Raw genomic sequence first — 18306 nt, forward strand, 5'->3', positions numbered from 1 at the left:
GCGGCGCAGGACAAGGGACGCCGGCCTTCGGGCATGGCCCCGCGCGGCTCACCGTCGGGGCAGGACACGGTGCGCCGACCCCGGCCCCGGCCGCACGGCGCAGGACCGAAGGGCGGCGACTGCCGGGTCCATGAAAAAATCCGGGACGGGCCTGGGGCCCCGTCCCGGATCTCGTCCGTACCGCCGCGCTCACCGTTGCAGCGCGGGCTCCTCCTCCTCGTCGGCGAGCGACTGTTGACCCTCCGGCAGCTCCGCCGCTGGACGGGACAGCCGGCTCGGCCACCAGATCCGCCGGCCGATCAGCAAGGTGAGGGCGGGCACCAGGACCGACCGCACCAGCAGGGCGTCGAGCAGCACGCCGAAGGCGACCAGGAACCCGACCTCGATCAGCATCACCAGCGGAAGTGTGGCGAGGACCGCGAACGTGGCCGCCAGGACCAGGCCTGCCGAGGTGATGACGCCACCGGTGGCCGAGAGGGCTTTGAGCATGCCCTCTCCGGTGCCCAGACGCACGGTCTCCTCCCGGGCCCGGCTGGTCAGGAAGATGTTGTAGTCGACGCCGAGCGCCACCAGGAACAGGAAGGCCAGCAGCGGCACCGAATAGTCGATCCCCTTGAACCCGAGGATCGTGTCGAAGACGAACACGCTGCCGCCGAAGGCCGCGGCGAATGAGACGACCACGGTGGCCATCAGGACCAGCGGGGCCAGGATCGCGCGCAGCAGCAGCCCGAGGACGATCAGGACGACGGCGAGCACCAGCGGGATCACCAGCTTCTCGTCGCGCTTGGTGGTCACCTCGGTGTCGAGGTTCTCCGCACTCGGCCCGCCGACCATCGCCTCCGCCCCGCTCACCGCGTGCACGGCGGTGCGTACCCGCTTGATCGTGTCGTACTCCGCGACGGTGTCCGGCGCGTCCTTCGGGAACACGGAGATGTTGGCCCAGCCACCGCTGGTCTGCTCCGGGACGGCCAGGGCCACACCGCGCGTGTCCTTGACGATGTCGAGCACCCGCTCCTGGTGCGCCGGCCGCGTGAAGATCGTCATCGGCTGGCCGCCGAGCTCCGGGAAGTGCTGGCGGAGAACGGTGAAGCCGGTGACCGACTCCGGCGCGGACAGGAACTGGTCCTGCTCCCGCAGGGCGCCGGTGTTGCCCGCCAGCCCGAGGGCGAGCACGCCGAGGACTCCGAGCGAGCCGAGCGTCGCCACCCACCGGCGGCGGCTGATGGCGGTGCCGAGCCGTCCCCACAGCCCCGGCTTCTCCTCCACGGCCGTGCTGAACCGCGGGACGGCCGGCCAGAAGATCCGCCTGCCGAGCACCACGAGCACCGCCGGGAACAGCGTCAGCATGGCCACCAGCGCGCACAGGATGCCGGCCGCACCGATCGGGCCCAACCCGCTGGTGCTGTTCAGGTCCGCGACGAGCAGGCAGAGCAGGCCGGCGACCACGGTGGCCGCGGACGCGACGATGGCCGGCGCCGCGCCGCGCAGCGCGTGGACCATCGCGACCCGGACGTTCTCATGGTGGTGCAGTGCCTCCCGATATCGAGCGATGAGCAACAGCGCGTAGTCCGTGCCGACGCCGAATACCAGGATCGTCAGCAGCGCCGAGTTCTGGTCGTTGACCACAATGCCGAAGCCCTTGACGAGCAGGTAGACGGTCGCCATCGAGGTCAGTGCGGCCGCGCCGACGGCCACCAGCGGGATGATCCACAACACCGGGCTGCGGTAGGTGATGATGAGCAGGAGCGTGACGACGACGATGGTGGTGAGGAGGACCTGCACGTCGATGCCGTTGAAGACGGCCTCCATGTCGCCGTCGATCGCGCCCGGTCCGGTCACGTCGAGTTCCAGGCCGGAGGGGCGGTCCTTCGCGGCGTCACGCAACAGGCCGACGAGGTCCTCCGGTGCGCCGTAGGCCGTGCTCACCTCGAGGGTGAACATCATGGCCTCGCGGTCGGTGGAGGGGCTCGTCGGTGAGCCCTCGTCGTCCTCGCCGGCCGCCGCCGTCCCCTTTGGCGGGTACCGCTCGGCAAGGGTGTTGTAGTGGCGCTCGACCGTCGCGCGGTCGGCGTCGGTCATGCCGCCGGCGCGGTGGTACACGAAGACGAACGTGTTGTCGTCACCGCCGGGGAGACTGTCGTCCAGCACCGCCACCTTGGTGGACTCGGCACCGGCCGGCAGGGTGTCCACGGCGCTGTCGGTGGTGACCGAGCTCAACTTTCCGCTCAGCGGCACCATGCCCGCCGCCAGCACCAGCCACAGGCCAATCACCAACCATGGCACCCACCGGCCTGCCAACCGACCGGCCGGCGCTTCCCCGGACGGCGCTGCGTCGACTGCCATCACTAGCCTCCTACATACGGGTTGCTTCGCTCATCTGGACGCCTCCTTCCTACGGAGCGAACCTGAGACGACTGTTAATGCGGTGCTCAGGCCGGTCGGCCGAACCAGGTGCCCAGCGCACGCACCGGAGTGGTGGCGTCGAGGTCCTGCCCGGTGGGCAGGGCCCGGGCGGCACAGCCGTCGGGCCGGATGAGCAACGCGTCGACGTCCACCCGGTCCGTGCGGGCGGTGACGGTGTCGGCCTGTCCGGTCCACGCGGCCGCGGCGTCGCGGACCTCCGCGCGGTCGACGAGGTCGGGCAGGAGCCCACGACTCCCACGCAGCAGGTCCGCCGACCGGGTCACCGCGGTGACGACGTCCGGGTCGGGCCGCTCCAGCGTCAACTCCATGTCCGTGCACAGGGTGCCGACGAGCCGGTGGTCGTCGCCCGGGTCGTACCGGACGTCCACGCCGGCGGGCATGTCGGCGACGTACCGGTGGGCGTCGTCGAGGGCCATCAGGCCGGAGAACATCTCCCACAGCGCGCTCGTCTGCGAGTCGGGTCGCAGCAGGGCGATCTGGGCCCGGGTGTTCCGCAGTAGGCGCGCCGCGACCGGATGCCGTTCGGTGGTGTGTGCCGAGGATGTCCTCGCCGTCCCAGCCGCATGCCACGGCCGCGGGCTTCCAACCGAGGTTCGCCGCGTCGACGATACCGACGTCGAGTCCCTGGCCGCCGACCGGCGCGTACACGGGGCCGCGTCCCCGGCCAGCAGGACCCGGCAGGCCCGGTACGTGATCGCCTGCCGCGCGGTGTCGATCCAGCGGAGCCCGGACAACATCGTGGTGATCGTGACATCGGTGCCGCTCACCCGCCGGATGCTGTCCTGCAGCTCCTCGACGGTGAGCGGCTCGACCTGCCGCGCCGGGCCGCCGAATTCCACTGCGGACATCCGGCTCACCCCCGAGCCCGTGCACGTACACGCCGTGCGGCGTGCAGTGAAATCCTGGCCGCGGCTTCTCCTGGTCCACCATGTCGACAACTGCCGTCCGACCGGTGACGCTCGCGTCGGTGACCGATCCCCACGACCGTGTCCAGGCCGTACAGAGCAGTCGCCCGAAACCGCAGCCGCTGCGCCAGACCGACCGGGCCGACGCCGAACAGCCGCAGAGCGACGCGAGCCGTTCACCCTGACGAAGTCTCACGTGGAGGAAGACCGCCTCCCTCGCCACACCCTCCCGAACGCAACCTCTACGAGCCCTTGCCGCTTCAACCGGCCGTACGATCGCCGCCTCGGCCCCGGGCGGCCAGCCGGTTCACGGTCTTGGGCCTTCAGGAATCCGCGGACCTGTCGGCTTCTGCTCCTCACCGTGCCGGTGGCGCTGGTCTCGCCGGCCCGGGCGACCGCGCTGCCCCGTACCCGCGGGACGGCAGGCGGCACTGCCCGTGCCGGCCGTCGGCGGAGCCGCGTGCGGTCTTCTCGAGCGGGCCGTCCCTCCTACGCCGTGCTCGGCTCGTACGTCCAGCGCAGCAGGGCGCCGAGACCGCCGACCGGGATGTCGGCGTCCTCCTCCGACGCCTCGGAACCGCCCGAACCGTCCGAGGTGTTCAGCGGATCCGCAGCAGGGACGACCAGCACGTCGGCGGCCGTGACGGCGGCCGAGCGCAGCAGCGCGTCGTCCGCGCGTACGGAGACCGGGTCGCTCTCTCCCAGGGTCTGTGCGTCGGTGCGGCGCACCGCGACCTGGTCGGGCTGCGCGCCCACCCACGTCTCACGAGCCAGGTCGGACCCGTCGGGCCGGACCAGCAGCGTGTCGATGCGGTGTTCACGTGCCGCTTCCACCACGGCCGGGACGCCCTCGACCGCGTCCGTCGGCCGGTCGGTGCCCACGCGTCCGGCGCGGAAGCGGTCCAGCGCCTCCTCGACGCGACGGCGGGTGTGCTGGTGCCGGGCCTGCTCGACGGCCTCTTCCAGGGCGGGGGAGGAGGAGCCGGCGGCGCGGCCTCCGTGCTCGGTCTCCACCGTGACCGCGCGGACGGCGTCGCCGAGCCTCTCGTGCACCGCCGGTCGTTCACGGGGATCGCCGACCAGCACCACCAGCTCGGCGCCGCACTCCTCGTACGCCGCGCCCAGCGCTTCGGCGATCTCGCCGGCGTTGTGCTCCCAGGTGTTCTCCACCTTGAGCTGGAAGTGCCGCTCGGACCAGTCCGCGGAGGCGGTGCGGTGGACGGGCCACTGCTGTCCCTCCACCCGCCCGGCATCCCGCGGTCCGGCCGCCCCGCGCACTTCGAAGTCCGCGCCGGTGCGGTCGATGTAGGCCACGAGGCAGACGGGATCCTGACCGCACAGTTCCAGCAGCGGCGTCAGCCGGGGAAGGGGCGCCCAGCACACGATCTGGCGCTGCGGCGGCCGGGCAAGACGATGGCTGAGGACCACCTCGCCGTCGGCGGCGAAGACCACTCGTCCGGCAGGGTCCTGCGCGGGGCTCATGCCGGTCAGAGCGTCGCCGACCGCCTGCGTGGTCGCCGCGTCGGCGCCCTGCTCCTCCAGCGCCCGGCAGGCTTCGCGTACGGACAGCTCACGCCGCTTGGCGCCCGACTCGTCGTTCTCGCCGGGATCGAAGTAGACGGTGGCCCAGGGGCCGGGCCGGTCGAAGAGTGGTTCGAGGAATGAGAGCTGCATGTTTCCTCCATGTTCGGCACGGTTCGTCACGTCGAGTGCCCGAACGGCGAAGAGGCACACCCTCGTCCCACCGGGCGCACACGCCCCGCATCTCCGTGCCGGGTCGTGGGGAAGCACCTGCGCGCGGACGGACCCGATCGGCGAGGAACTCGTACGGCTCACCACAACCGCCCGGCCGTCGCACCGTTCACCGACCGCGGTTCGGGGTGGGGCGGTGGCTCACTCCGCCTGGCGGCTGTCTCCGGCGGCGGTCACGATCTCGGTGACGTTCGCGTACGTGCCGCTGTCCGGCAGACGCCGCGCGGCCTCCAGTACGGTGTCCGGCGCGTGGTGTGCTTCAAGGACGTCCAGCACCGTCTGCCGGTCGGCCGGGAAGACGGCACCCTCCAGGTGGCGCGCCATTTCCAGACGCAACGACTCCCTCTCGGAGTCCGCCCGGGCCCGGTCGCGTTCGGCTCCCGGCGGGGGCACCGGCCCGCCCGGGTCGACACGGATGTCGTCGTCCGCCGCGGGCTCGGGGTCGTTCCCCTCCTCCACGTGTGTGTGCTGACCGGACCGGAGATAGCCCTCCAGCTCGTGCTTCATCTCGTCGTCCTTACGGGGACCGACCGGGTTGCTGCCACGCTCCATGTGTGCGCACCTCCGCTTGTCCGGATGGCTGCCCTTGCGAGACCGGGTGGGACCCGGCGGGCTCGTACGTCCGGCGCGGCAGGGCGCCGGTGCCCCAAAGTCTGCGCACCTCTCCACCGCACCGCCACCCGGTCGGGTCCGGCATGCCCGTGGTCGCCCTTCCCGCCCCGGGGCGACCGGGACGGTGGGCGTTCGCCCGCTCCCGGGCCGTCCGCCTCCTGGCCGGACCGCAAGCGGCACGCGGCCCGTCCGCACGGCGGCCCGTGCGTCCGGGCACCGTCCTTCGCCCGTGTCGGCTGTACGGGTGAGCGGCCGGCCGTGCCTGTGAGACCTGGTGGCGCGGATGGGAGACATGGGCACGGGGTGCTCTCCGGCGCCCGTTTCCGATCACCGGCCGGCGTCCGGGCCATTCCCGGGCCGGCTGAAGGGAGCAGTACCGATGTGTAGACGACTGATGACCACCTCCGTCATGGTGGTGGCGCTGTCCGGCATATCCGCGCCGTACGCGTTCGCCGCCGAGGTGGGCGCGCAGGACGAGATGTTCACGCTCCAGGCCCACCAGGGCAACCTGACGGAGATCGCGGCAGGACACGATGCCGGGAAGAACGCCACGACCGAGTGTGTGCGGCACATCGGCAGCGCCTTGGTGCGGGACCACTCCAAGCTGGACGCGGATCTGAAGACGCTCGCGGGCAAGCTGCAGGTCACGCTGCCCGGCTCCCCGTCCGCGCAGCAGAAGAAGGAGCTGGCCGCCGTACGGGCGAAGGCCGGCGGCCCCGCGTACGACGCGGCGTGGCTCACCGCGCAGGACACCGCGCACCGCAGGACGCTCGCGCTGATCGACAAGGAGCTCATGTCGGGGAAGAACCCCGAGGTCGAGGCCGCCGCCCGCGCCGCCCGTCCGGTGGTGGCGATGCACCTGGACATGGTCCGCGGCGGCACCTGTCATCCGGCCGAGGACGCCGGAACGGTCCGGGCCGGTGACGGAGGCTACCTGGCCGCCTCCGACGCCGATGCCGACGCCACCCTGGCCGGTGACGCCCCCCGTGACGACTCCCTGGCCGCGACCGGGGTCCTCAGCATGGCCGGCGGCCTCCTCGCCGCCGGAGGAGCCGCCTGGTCCTGGCGCACCCGGCGCCGCTCCGCCCAGCGGCGCTGAACCATGGCACGCCACCGGTTGGCCACCCTGCTCACGATCGGATGCGGACTGAGCGCGGTGGCCGCCGGATGGCTGCTTCCCGGCGTACCACGACCCGGCCCGGCGGACGCGGGCCTGCTGCCCGCCGGGGTGCGCGGTGCGGCCACCGGTGCCGTGTCGGCCGCCTCGCCCCCGACCCGCGTCCGCGGACCGAAGGGCCTCGACGCCGCCGTCGTACCGGTCGCGGCGGGAGCCGACGGGACCCTGGCCCTGCCGCAGGGCGTGCGCACCGGAGGGTGGTGGGCGCTGGGAGCCGCCGTCGGCGCCTCGCGGGGAACCGCGCTGATCGCCGGACACGTGGACACCCGCGAGGACGGACTCGGGCCCTTCGCCGCTCTGCACCGGACACCGCTGGGCGCCCGTGTCGAGGTGGCGGGAGCCGACGGGCGGGTGCGCGTGTACCGGGTCGCGGCGCGGCGCACGTACCGGCAGGAACGGCTGCCGGCTGATCTCTTCACCGACGACGGCCCGCACCGGCTGGTACTTGTGACCTGCGCCGGGCCCTACGACCGGGCGGCCGGCCGGTATCAGCGCAATCTCGTCCTCTACGCCACGCCCGTCGCACCGGAAACCCCGGCCGACCAGACCTCCGGTCCCCGGGAAGGTCCACGAAACGGTACCCGGCACCCGTGAAGCCGGCCGGGACAGGACTCCGCTCCAGGGCGGAACCGGTCGGCCTCCTCCTTCCGGCCGGGGACATCGTTGTCGCCCTCACTCGCAAGGGGGAGTACCGAATTACCCGTCATGGACGAGGAAGCGGCCTCGGACGGGAGGTGAACTGAAGTGAGTACTTCCGTTCACCGCCCCGACAGACGAGGAAGCAATGCCCACACCATGGAGCCGCTCCGACCTGGCTGACGCCCCCGCGGCCCCGAAAGCCGGGGTACGCATGACCGGTGTCACCAAGAGGTACGGACACGGCGCGTCGGCCGTGACCGCCCTGGACGCGGTCAGTGTCGGTCTCGCCGGCCACGCCTTCACGTCGGTCATGGGTCCCTCGGGCTCCGGCAAGAGCACGTTCCTGCACTGCGCCGCGGGACTCGACCGGCCGACCTCCGGCACCGTGCACCTGGGAACCCAGGACCTCGCCGGCCTCACCGAGACACAGCTGACGCAGCTGCGGCGCACCCGGATCGGCTTCGTCTTCCAGGCGTTCAACCTGCTTCCGTCGCTCAGCGTCGAGCAGAACATCACTCTGCCCCTGCGGCTGTCCGGCGCTCGCGCCGACAGGGACCGGCTGGCGGAGGTCACGGCGGGCACGGGGCTCACCGGGCTCCTGCACCGACGGCCCGCGGAACTCTCCGGCGGCCAGCAGCAGCGCGTGGCCATCGCCCGGGCCCTGATCACCCGCCCCGAAGTGATCTTCGCGGACGAGCCGACCGGTGCCCTGGACCCGGACACCGCCCTGGACATCCTGACCCTGCTGCGGCGGGCGGTCACCGACCTGCACCAGACGGTGGTCATGGTCACGCACGACCCGGCCGCGGCACAGCACGGCGACCATGTCGTCTTCCTCCAGGCCGGGCGTGTGGTGAGCCGTATGGACCGGCCGACCGCGGACGCGGTGCGGGGCGTGCTGTCCGGGCTGCGAGGGCGGAACTGATGCTCCGTCTCGCCCTTGCCACACTGCGGACCCGCAAAGGCGCCTTCGCCGCGACGTTCCTCGCGCTGCTGCTCGGCTCGGCCGTGGTCAGCGCCTGCGGAATGCTGCTGGAGTCCGGCCTGCGCTCCACCGTGCCCCCGGAACGCTACGCCGCCGCCCCCGTCGTCGTCTCCGGCAAGCAGGAAGCCGAACTCCGCGTGAAGTCCGCGGACGGCTCGACCTACGAGAGCACACAGCCGCTGCCGGAACGGGCCGGGCTCGATCCGGCCATGGCCTCGAAGATCGCGGCGGCCGACGGCGTACGGTCCGTGGTCGCCGACCGCGCCGTCACGGTCCGCCTCGTCACCACCGGCGGCCGGCCGGTGGCGGGGCACAACGGCACCACGCCCCAGCTGCACACCTGGAGCGGTCTGTCCCTGGGCGACTTCCGCCTCACCGCGGGCCGGGCGCCGCGCGGCCACGGCCAGGTCGTCGTGGACTCAGGCCTCGCGGCCCGCGCCGGCGTGGGCCCGGGCGATTCCGTGCGCCTGATGACGTCCAGCACGCCCCGCACCGTCGAAGTGACCGGTCTGGTGGGCCTGCCCGACGGGCGGGCTCCCCGGCAGTCCGTGCTGTTCGCCGCCGACTCCGCCGTCGACGCCCTGACGCCCCGTACGCCCGCCGCGGTGTACACCTTCGGTGTGTTCCCGCGCTCCGGAACCTCGGCGGGAGAGGTCGCGTCGACGGTCGGCCGCGTGGTGGACGACAGGGACATCAGCGTCAGCAGGGGGCTGGACCGGGGCAGGGCGGAGTTCGACGACCTGGCCGCCGGCCGGGCCAACCTCGTCGAACTCACCACCGCCATCGGCGGCAACGTCCTCCTGGTCGCCGTCTTCGTCCTGTGCGCCACGACAGCGCTGGCGATCCGCCACCGCAGGCGCGAACTGGCGCTGCTGAGGGCCGTCGGAGCCACCCCCGGCCAGCTGCGGCGCATGATCCTGGCGGAAGCCGGCGTGGCCGGCGCGAGCGCCGGTGTCCTCGGATGTCCCCTGGGCATCGGTGTGGTGCACTGGCTCGGCGCCCGGTTCGCCGGCCACGGTCTGGTCCCGCCGGACTTCACGCCCGTCGTCGGCCCGCTGCCGTTCCTCGTCGCCGTCGCCACCACGGTGCTGACCGCACTCGTCGCCGCATGGTTCGCCACCCGCCGCATCACGCGCATCCGCCCCACGGAGGCTCTCGGCGAAGCCGCCCTCGAACCCGACCGGCTGGGACGCGGACGCCTGATCACCGGCTGGATCCTGGTGGCACTCGCCGCGGCCGTCTTCGGCCTGGGTCTCGGCTACCGGGCCGACTTCCTCACCCTCGTCGGGCTGGCCAACTCACTCGTCCTGGTCCTCGTGATCGCGGTCGCCGTCCTCGGCCCCGCCCTCACCCGCCTGGCCGTGCGGTTGCTCACGCGCCCCCTGCGGGCAACGGGCGTGACCGGCTGGCTGGCGGCGGCCAACACCGGAAGCCAGGCGAGCCGTATGGCCGGCGCCGTCACGCCTCTGGTCCTCGCCGTCTCCTTCGCCGCGACGGTGGTCTTCACCCAGACCACGCAGCTGAACGAGTCGGCCGACCAGATCCGCCACGGCCTCGTCGCCGACCATGTCCTCACCGCACCCGCCGGCCTCTCGCCCGACCTCGCCGAGAAGGCACGCCACGTGCCCGGCGTGAAGGCCGCGACCGGCGTCGTACGCAGCAAGGTGGTCGCAGTCGGGTCCCTGCTCGGTGAGGAGGAAGCGGTCTCGCTCAGCGCGCAGGGACTGGATCCCCGTGCGCTGACCGCCACCGTGGACCTCGATCCGCGCGCGGGCTCCCTGTCCAGGCTGTCCCCCCGCACCGTGGCCATCAGCAGGACCACCGCCTCCTGGCTCGGCCTCGACGTCGGGGACCGGGCCGATCTGCGCCTCGGTGACGGCACCCGCTTCACCGGCGAAGTGATCGCCGTGTACGAACGGGGCTTCGGGTTCGCCGACGTGACCTTCGACCACGACCTGCTGCTGGCCCATACCGGCGACCGGGTCGACCGGTCGGTCCTCGTTCGCTCGGCACCGGGTGCGGCCGGCACGGACAAGGCCCTGGGCGAACTGGCCGCGAAGTACCCGGGCGCGGCCGTGTCCGCAGGCCTGGCGACGGACACCCAGGTCGCCGAACAGCGTGCCACCGCCTGGGTCAACTACCTGGTCGTGGCGGTCATCATCGCGTACACGCTGATCACCGTCGTCAACACCCAGGCGATGAACACGTCGACCAGGCACCGTGAGTTCGCGTTGCTGCGGTTGACCGGGACGGTACGCCGGCAGGTCGTCGCCATGATGCGTCTCGAGAGCCTCGTCGTCGTCCTCACCGGCCTCTGCCTGGGCAGCCTGCTGGCAGCCTTCCCGCTCATGCTCGTGGCGATGGCCGTGACGGGAGCACCTTGGCCGAGCGTGACGGTTCTCGGGTACACGGCGATCGCCGGGATCGCCGCGGCGGCGACGATCGCCGGCACGATGCTGACCGCGCGCCTCATGCTGAGGGCACGGCCCATCGAAGCGATCGGTTCCAAGGAGTAAGGAGCGAGGGGACCGGCGGAATCGAGGAGGAACACCCGCCGGACCAGGCTTGTGCGCAGGCCCGCCGTCACCCAGGTCTCCCGGGGTGACGGCGGGCCTGCGCGGGAAGCGGCGCGGGAAGTCGCCGACCGCGCATGACCGTCGCGCGGTCCCGTCGAAGCCGGCGACGGTCAGGACGAACCGGGCTGCTCGGATCGCGGGCGGGACCGCGGAGGCCGGTCGTGTCCGGCCGGAGCCGTCGAACGCGTGCGGTGGCCGTCCACGGACGGACCGATGCGCAGCTGCAGCATGACCGCGAAGCGGACCTCGGGGTCGTGCAGATCCATGGCGCCGACCTCGGACACCCGTCGGAGGCGGTAGCGGAAGGTGTTCGGATGGACGTACAACGCGCTGGAGGCCGCGGTGATGTCACCCAGCGTGTCCAGCCAGGCCTGCAACGTCTGTGTCAGCTCGGTTCCGTGGTGCGCGTCGTAGTCCCGCAGACGGGTGACCGGGCCGGCCAGTTCTTCGCCCCGGGCCGCCATGAGCCCTTTCAGCTCGAGGATCAGCGCGCCGGCATGGACGTCCGGGAGCCGGGCGACACGAGCACCACCGGACCGGGTCCGCAGCACGTGCAGTGCGCGGTCGGCGTCGGCCCGTGCTCGCACGAGCCCCGGCACGTCGTGGCAGACCGGCCCGACCGACACCACGGCCCTGACACGGTCTCCCGCCCGTTCGAGGAAGTCGCCGGCGGTTCGCGCCCCGCTCTGTCCGTCGTCCTCCTCGTCGTTGTGCCGCAGGGGGACCAGACCGTAGGTCGTGTCACCGATCATGGCTGTGGCACAGAGCGGATGCACCGTGCTCAGGTGCAGTGCGAAGCCGTCGCTGATCCGCTGCCACTGCGTCTCCGCGTCCGCCGCGGTCTCGGCGGCGGTGTCATGCCGGGTGTAGGGCAGGGCCAGTGCCAGAACGACCACTCTCTGGTCGTACAGGCGCAGTCGGCGCAGGGCCTCATGTGCTCCCGAGCCGCCCTCCAGAGCCGTACTGACGAGTTGGGTGCGCAGCCGGCGCTGCACGTCGGCGCCCGCCCGCACGCGCAGCAGATGCAGGGCCACCAGGGGCGCGGCGTCGGTGAGGGCCTGCATGCGGTCGCTGCTGAGCGGTGCGCGCACCGCGGCCCAGATGGAGCCCAGCAACTCGTCCCCGGCGCGCACCGCGATCGCGACCCTCGGTACGGAGATGCCCTTCAGCGCGAGAGCGGGTGGCTCCAGGTACATGGGGCGGTCGCTGCGGTAGAGATCGCGGAAGACACCGCGTTCCGAGAGCCGCCGGGCGTACTGCTGGGGCACCTGACGGCCGAGGATGGTCTCGACCCGTGAGGAGTCCGCTTCGTCCTGCCGTCCGGAGAAGGCCATGACCCGGCAGCTGCAGTCCTCGATGGTCACCGGTGCGTCGATCAGCGCCGCGATCGCGTTCGACAGGCTGAACAGGTCTCCCGACGGTATGCCGCCCAGGGGTGGGGTGTCGCCCACGTCGCCCTCGGCGAGGATGGAGCGCAGCATCGCGGTCAGCTGGGTCCACGAGGCACCGCGGACCAGCCCGAGCAGCGCGACGCCGGTGTCGGCGACCGCTGCCGTGAGCTCCGGCGTGACGGCGATGGGTTCACGTACGACGAGTGCGGCCGAGCCGCTGCGCTGCAGCGCCCGCAGCAGTTCGGTGATGTGTTCCGGTTCTCTGGTGCCCACTCCCAGGACGATCGCACGGGGCGGGAAGACGGGCTCGTCGGCCGGGTCGTGGATGACCACGCCGCTGACTTCGGCCTGGGGGTCGACGTCGCCGAGCGCACGGTTCAGGAGGGTGGAGCCCAGGGTGTGGAGCAACCGTGCCAGACCGGATCGGGAAGGGGGCGTCATGGGACCGGACTCCTCGCATGGGGCGGGAACGTGAGCCGGCGGCGTCGCCGGGGAGGTCAGGTGGTTCCGACGGCGTTCGTACCCGGCTGCACCAGTCCGGCGTCATAGGCCAGAACGACCGCCTGCACGCGGTCGCGCAGGTGACACTTCTCCAGGATGTGGGCGACGTGTGTCTTGACCGTGGTCTCGCCGATGCCCAGCTCGCGGGCGATCTCACTGTTGGACAGCCCCCTGCAGAGCGCCCGCAGCACATCGACCTCCCGTCCGGTCAGTGTCCCGAGGCTCTTCGGCACGTCGCTCGGCGCCGGCCGAGAGAGACGGGCGAAGCGGTCCAGGAGGCGGTGGGTGACCCGGGGGGAGAGTACGGCCTCGCCGTCGGCGACGGTGCGTACGGCGTCCACCAGTGAGTCGGCGGGACCGTCCTTGACCAGGAAGCCGCTCGCCCCTGCCCGCAGGGCGTCCAGGACATGGGCGTCGAGATCGAAGGTGGTCAGGATGATGATGCGGCCGGGTCCGCCGGAGCCGGTGATCAGCCGGGTCGCCTCCACCCCGTCCATGTGCGGCATCCGGATGTCCATCAGGACGACGTCCGGTGCCAGCCGCAGGGTCTCGCTGACAGCCGTGTGGCCGTCGGACGCTTCGCCGACGACCGTGATGTCCGGTTCGGCTTCCAGGATCAGCCGGAATCCGGTTCGGATCATCGGCTGGTCGTCGACCAGGAGGACGCGGATGGGGTGCATGGGATGAGGTCCTTCGTCTACGCGGCGTCGCCGGGGAGGGGGAGGGGGAAGAGGGCGTGCACGCAGTAGCCGCCGCCGGGACGGGGCCCGGTGTGCAGGGAACCGCCCGCCGCGGTGACACGTTCGCGCATGCCGACCAGACCGTGGCCGCCGCCGTTCGCCGCCGCCGGCACACGTGGCGTGGCCTCCTCGTCGCCGCGGCCGTCGTCACAGACCCGCACGTTCAGTCTTCCCTGCTCCGTCTCCCAGGCGAGAGTGACGCCGGTACGGGTACGGCCGGCGTGCTTGAGGGTGTTGGTCAGGGCCTCCTGCACCACGCGGTAGACGGCCAGGTGGGAGCCGGCCGGCAGGTCCACCGGAGAACCCTTGACGTCGAAGTCGACGACGAGGCCGGCGGCGCGCACGGACTCGACGAGCGCCGGCAGTGCCTCGACGGTGGGCTGCGGGGGTTCCCTGCTCGGTTCGCCGGAAGCGTCCTCGTCCGTACGCAGGACGTCCAGGAGCCGGCGCAGCTCGGTGACCGCGGCTCGTCCGGTCTTCTCGATGGTGCCGTGCAGCTCGTGCGCCTTGGCGCCGTCCCGGTCCTGGACCCGGTCCGCCGCGATGGTCTGCACCACCATCAGACTCACGTTGTGAGCGACGATGTCGTGCAGTTCCCGGGCGATACGGGCCCGCTCCTCCATGACGGCGGCCCGCGCGTCGGCCGCCTGCTCCCGCTCCAGGAAGGCCGCCCGCTCCAGCGCCTGGTCCCGGATGGCGGCGCGCGCACGGGTCAGACGGCCCAGTGCCCACGCGGCGACGAGGAGCACGGCCTCGGTGAGGAAGGCGGCGATGCGGTGACCGGCCGGTGCCAGCAGTGCCTCCGTGAGAGCCGCTCCCGGAACGAACACGGCCACGACCGCGGTGGCCGTACGGGCGGAGCAGCGCACAGCGGTCAGGAACACCGCGGCAGCCACACTCAGGTACGTCGGCCCGATGGACGTTCCCTCGGGTCCCGCCAGCTGAGGGACGTACGAGAGTCCCTGGAGGGAGGCCGCGGCGGCGGCCGTGGTCAGCAGCACCCACACCGGGAAGCGGCGGTGCAGTGCCAGGGGAAGCGTCAGGACGAGGACGAGGACGACCCACCGCGGATCGGGCGCGCGCAGCCCCGGTTCGCCGTCGGGAATCAGCGAGGGCAGCGCGAGACATCCGCCGGCCAGCAGCAGGGCCAGACCCGTGTCCGTCACAGCTGTGGGGACACGGTGCCCGGTGACGGATTCCATCGCCTTCATGAGGTCAACGGTAGACGGCGAACAGTCACAGGCGGTCTGCCCTGAGGGGGAGGGCCGCACAGCCTGTCTCCTCCTTCATGTGCTCCTCCTCGAGGAGGAGACAGACGGTGCGGCGTCCGCGCTCACCTGGGTTTTCCGGGTCACCGCCCGGGACGCGGGAACGCCGGGCGGCTCACCCGCCGGTCACAGCGGGTTCCAGAACGTGGCGGTGGTGACATCGGCCAGGGCGTCCTTCAGCGGTTCCACACCGATGCCCGGACCGGTCGGAACCTTCAGGTGTCCGTCCTGCAGGACGAACGGTGCCGTGATGTCGTTCCGGTAGTACCGGTTCGACGCAGACGTGTCACCTGGCAGGACGAAGCCGGGCAGAGCGGCCAGCGCCACGTTGGCCGCTCTGCCGATGCCGGTCTCCAGCATGCCGCCGCACCAGACGGGGATGCCGTGCGCGACGCACACGTCGTGGACGCGCCGTGCTTCGAGGTAGCCGCCCACCCGGCCCGGCTTGATGTTGATGACGTCGCAGGCCTTCAGCGCGATCGCGTCGGCGGCGGAGCGTGCCGAGGTGATCGATTCGTCGAGGCAGATCGGGGTGGTGAGGGTCCGGACCAGGTGCGCGTGGCCCAGCAGGTCCTCCTCGGCGAGGGGCTGTTCGATGAGGAGGAGCCCGTACCGGTCCAGTTCGGCGAGATGGCGTACGTCGGAGCGGTGATAGGCGGTGTTGGCGTCGACCTGCAGCAGGAGAGCGTCACCGAAGCGTTCCCGCACCGCGCGGACCGGCTCCACGTCCCAGCCGGGCTGGATCTTGAGTTTGATCCGCAGGTATCCGGCTTCGAGGTGGTCGGCGACGCTGTCCAGCAGTTCGGCGACGGAGTCCATGATGCCCACCGACACTCCGCACGCCACGCTTTCCCGTTCAGCGCCCAGGGCGCTGCTCAGGGACTGGTCGCGCAGCCGCAGTTCGGCGTCCAGGACCGCTGTTTCCAGGGCGGCCTTCGCCATACGGTGGCCGGCGAACCGGTCGAGGACCCTGCCGACCGTGGTCGCGTCCAGGTTCCTGTGTTCGGCGAGGGCGGGGATCAGGAACCGGGTCAGCACGTCCTGGGCGCCGTCCACGTATTCGGAACTGTACTTGGGGTCACCGAGCGCGACGCACTCGGCCCAGCCCTCGGTGTCGTCCGACACCGCTCGGACCAGCAGGATCTCCCGGCACTCCTCGGTGCCGAAGGAGGTGCGGAACGGTGCGACGAGCGGCATGCGGACACGCCGCAGTTCCAGACCGGTCAGATGCATGGAGCGGTTCCCTTCGGGGTTTTCCTGCCGAACACGTAGTGACCTGCCCTGTCGAAGCCGGTGACGTGGGCGCCTTCGCCCATCAGCGTGGCGAAGACCTCGCGCACGGCCCGGCGCCACAGCCGGGCCCGGTCCGGTGCTTCGATGCGCAGCCGCTCGATGTCCGGCGGTACGGCGACCAGCACGGTGTCCGCCCCCAGGTCGCCGGCTTGCGGGCCGCCGTCCGGGGCCGTTCCCAGACCGATGCGCGCGCCCTGGCGCAGATACGTCCCGGTGCTGTGCCGGGCGGGGGACCCGGAGCAGGCGACGGCGACCGCATCCGCGTGCAGGTGCCAGCGCACGTACAGCCGGTCGGTGTCGTCGCCCCCGTTGATGCCGTCCTTCATGTCCCCGTAGAAGTTCGGCAGGTACTCCACCGGCTCGGCCGCCAGTTTGGCCAGGTTGAAGTAGGCGTTGCGGCACACCAGCGGATCGAAGGTCCAGGTGATGGAGGTCAGGCCGTGCTGGACGGCCCAGGCCCGCTGGTGCAGTTTGAGGGCGTAGCCGACGTGCCGGCCGTGCGCCTCGTCCGCCACTCCGGTGATGTGACTGTGCAGGGACAGTTCGCGTGGTGGTGCGAAGAACCCGGCGCAGGCGCCGACCAGCCGGTCGTCGGCGAACGCCCCACCGACGTAGTTGCCGCCCTTGGCCAGCGCGCGCAGCACATCGGCCGTGACGGGCCGGTGGTGGGGGTCGGGCCGCCAGATGGTGTCGAACAGCCGGCACACGACGTCGATGTCGGTCAGTTCGGCGACATCCCGGATGGTGACACCCGCCTGCCGGGCGGCGCGTTCGGCGTCGCGCATCGCGGCGCGCGCGGGTGCGCCGTCCCCGGCCGGGTTGATCAGGGACACAGCGGACGCCTCGGTCCCGTGGAGAGGGGGCATGTGCGGCTCACCTGTCTTTCGCGGACGCGTCGGGAGGTGCGGCCCCGACGCGGGGACGGAGGAGTTCGGACATCAACGACGCCACGAGAGCGGCGCGTTGCGGCAGTGCGTCCACGCGTACGTGTTCGGTCTCGGCATGTGCTCCGCCGCCGACCGCTCCCAGCCCGTCGAGGGTGGGGGTACCGACGCCGGCGGTGAAGTTGCCGTCCGAGGCGCCGCCGACCGACACCCCTTCCAGCCGGGGCAGGCCCAGGCGGACGGCCACGGCCGCCGTCTTCGCGAAGAGGGAGGCGGACGCCCGCGCCGTCAGCGGCGGCCGGTTGATGCCCCCACCGACCTCGACCCGGGCCCCGGGCAGCACAGGGCGCAGGGAGCGCAGCGCGGCGTCCACACGATGTTGCTCGGCCGCGTCCCCGGTCCGTACGTCGACCGCCAGCCGGCCCTGGGCGGGCACCGTGTTGACGGTGGTCCCGGAGCTCAGCACCGTGGGTGTGACGGTGGTCCCCCGCTCCGGGGCGTTCAGGGCGGCGACGGCGAGCGCCTGATGGGCGAGTTCGACCGTGGCGTTGACCCCGAGGTGCGGCTCCAGACCGGCGTGCGCGGCGCGGCCGAAGACCTGGACGTCGTAGTGGGAGACACCCTTGCGCTGCGTCTTGAGCGCACCGCTGTCCGCAGCCGCCTCCAGCACCAGTGCCGCGCCGCACCGGGCCGCTTCGGACTCGATGAGTCGGCGTGAGGTGGGTGAGCCGATCTCCTCGTCACCCGTGATCAGCAGGGTGACGCCGGAACGGTCACCGAGCGAGGCCGCGGCGTACAGGGCCATCACCACGCCCGCCTTCATGTCGAAGCATCCCGGTCCCCGCATGACGCCGCCCTCCACCCGGAAGGGGTGCGTGCGCAGCGATCCCAGCGGCCACACCGTGTCGTGGTGTCCCAGGAGCAGTACGCGGGGAGCGGTCGTGCCCAGTCGCCACCGAAGGTGGGTCGTTCCCCCGACGACCAGACGCTCCGGAGGCCGGCCGAGCAGTCGCTCTCCGAGCCGCGCCGTGACGGCGGCGCTGCGTGCCGTCGCGGCCTTGTCCTGGGACGGGGACTCGCACCGGACCAGCTCGCCGATGTCGGCGATCATGTCCGGCAGCAGGTGCTGCAGTCCGCTCAGCAGTGTGCGTCCGTCCAT

Annotated in this window: 15 protein-coding genes and 1 pseudogene; 5 read left to right on the plus strand and 11 right to left on the minus strand. The window is 72.1% G+C overall.

What is annotated here, in order from left to right; translation table 11 throughout:
- Positions 1–189 precede the first annotated feature (189 nt).
- The 3 genes and pseudogenes from QFZ75_RS38330 to QFZ75_RS41305 form a co-directional block, all read right to left on the minus strand.
- Entirely contained in the window at positions 190–2343 is a 2154-nt protein-coding gene (locus QFZ75_RS38330) for an MMPL family transporter (RefSeq protein WP_307544030.1), read from the minus strand.
- Positions 2344–2429: 86 nt separating this feature from the next.
- Positions 2430–2855: a hypothetical protein gene (locus tag QFZ75_RS41300; protein ID WP_373466084.1), complete on the minus strand. Its 426-nt coding sequence runs from the start codon at positions 2853–2855 to the stop codon at positions 2430–2432.
- 142 nt (positions 2856–2997) lie between these two features.
- Positions 2998–3354 (minus strand): annotated as a pseudogene (locus tag QFZ75_RS41305) (hypothetical protein); the annotation flags it as partial.
- Positions 3355–3391: 37 nt separating this feature from the next.
- Between QFZ75_RS41305 and QFZ75_RS38340 the strand changes: the two are divergent.
- On the plus strand, positions 3392–3514 hold the full coding sequence (locus QFZ75_RS38340) for a hypothetical protein (protein ID WP_307544032.1): 123 nt from the start codon (positions 3392–3394) through the stop codon (positions 3512–3514).
- A 304-nt stretch (positions 3515–3818) separates the two neighbouring features.
- Here the strand turns inward: QFZ75_RS38340 and QFZ75_RS38345 are convergent, their stop codons facing one another.
- Both QFZ75_RS38345 and QFZ75_RS38350 read right to left on the minus strand, forming a co-directional pair.
- The gene (locus tag QFZ75_RS38345; protein ID WP_307544033.1) at positions 3819–5003 is read right to left on the minus strand and encodes a Vms1/Ankzf1 family peptidyl-tRNA hydrolase; all 1185 of its coding nucleotides are present in this window, start codon (positions 5001–5003) and stop codon (positions 3819–3821) included.
- Positions 5004–5222: 219 nt separating this feature from the next.
- A complete protein-coding gene (locus tag QFZ75_RS38350) occupies positions 5223–5633 on the minus strand; it encodes a DUF2795 domain-containing protein (protein ID WP_307544034.1) in 411 nt (136 codons plus the stop codon).
- A 454-nt stretch (positions 5634–6087) separates the two neighbouring features.
- Between QFZ75_RS38350 and QFZ75_RS38355 the strand changes: the two genes are divergently transcribed.
- From QFZ75_RS38355 to QFZ75_RS38370, 4 genes are all read left to right on the plus strand, one after another.
- Positions 6088–6792, plus strand: coding sequence for a DUF4142 domain-containing protein (locus tag QFZ75_RS38355; RefSeq protein WP_307544035.1), 705 nt, complete (start codon positions 6088–6090; stop codon positions 6790–6792).
- 3 nt (positions 6793–6795) lie between these two features.
- Positions 6796–7464 carry a class F sortase gene (locus tag QFZ75_RS38360; protein ID WP_307544036.1) on the plus strand — a complete coding sequence of 223 codons (669 nt, stop codon included), beginning with the start codon at positions 6796–6798 and terminating at the stop codon, positions 7462–7464.
- 190 nt (positions 7465–7654) lie between these two features.
- Entirely contained in the window at positions 7655–8434 is a 780-nt protein-coding gene (locus QFZ75_RS38365; protein ID WP_307544037.1) for an ABC transporter ATP-binding protein, read from the plus strand.
- On the plus strand, positions 8434–11010 hold the full coding sequence (locus tag QFZ75_RS38370; protein WP_307544038.1) for an FtsX-like permease family protein: 2577 nt from the start codon (positions 8434–8436) through the stop codon (positions 11008–11010). The genes QFZ75_RS38365 and QFZ75_RS38370 overlap by 1 nt, the downstream gene beginning before the upstream one ends.
- Before the next feature lie 170 nt (positions 11011–11180).
- On the opposite strand, the gene QFZ75_RS38375 is transcribed toward QFZ75_RS38370, so the two are convergent.
- From QFZ75_RS38375 to QFZ75_RS38400, 6 genes are all read right to left on the minus strand, one after another.
- Entirely contained in the window at positions 11181–12902 is a 1722-nt protein-coding gene (locus tag QFZ75_RS38375; RefSeq protein WP_307544039.1) for a CdaR family transcriptional regulator, read from the minus strand.
- Positions 12903–12958: 56 nt separating this feature from the next.
- On the minus strand, positions 12959–13642 hold the full coding sequence (locus QFZ75_RS38380; RefSeq protein WP_307544040.1) for a response regulator transcription factor: 684 nt from the start codon (positions 13640–13642) through the stop codon (positions 12959–12961).
- A gap of 17 nt (positions 13643–13659) precedes the next feature.
- Positions 13660–14913 carry a sensor histidine kinase gene (locus QFZ75_RS38385; protein WP_307544041.1) on the minus strand — a complete coding sequence of 418 codons (1254 nt, stop codon included), beginning with the start codon at positions 14911–14913 and terminating at the stop codon, positions 13660–13662.
- A gap of 183 nt (positions 14914–15096) precedes the next feature.
- Positions 15097–16203: an o-succinylbenzoate synthase gene (gene menC / locus QFZ75_RS38390; protein ID WP_307544042.1), complete on the minus strand. Its 1107-nt coding sequence runs from the start codon at positions 16201–16203 to the stop codon at positions 15097–15099.
- Entirely contained in the window at positions 16194–17129 is a 936-nt protein-coding gene (locus tag QFZ75_RS38395; protein WP_307544043.1) for a GNAT family N-acetyltransferase, read from the minus strand. Before QFZ75_RS38395 ends, menC begins: the two co-directional genes overlap by 10 nt.
- 7 nt (positions 17130–17136) lie before the next feature.
- Positions 17137–18306, minus strand: coding sequence for a M20 family metallopeptidase (locus QFZ75_RS38400; protein ID WP_307544044.1), 1170 nt, complete (start codon positions 18304–18306; stop codon positions 17137–17139).

Origin of the sequence: Streptomyces sp. V3I8, assembly GCF_030817535.1 — a bacterium.
Classification (GTDB): Bacteria; Actinomycetota; Actinomycetes; order Streptomycetales; family Streptomycetaceae; genus Streptomyces.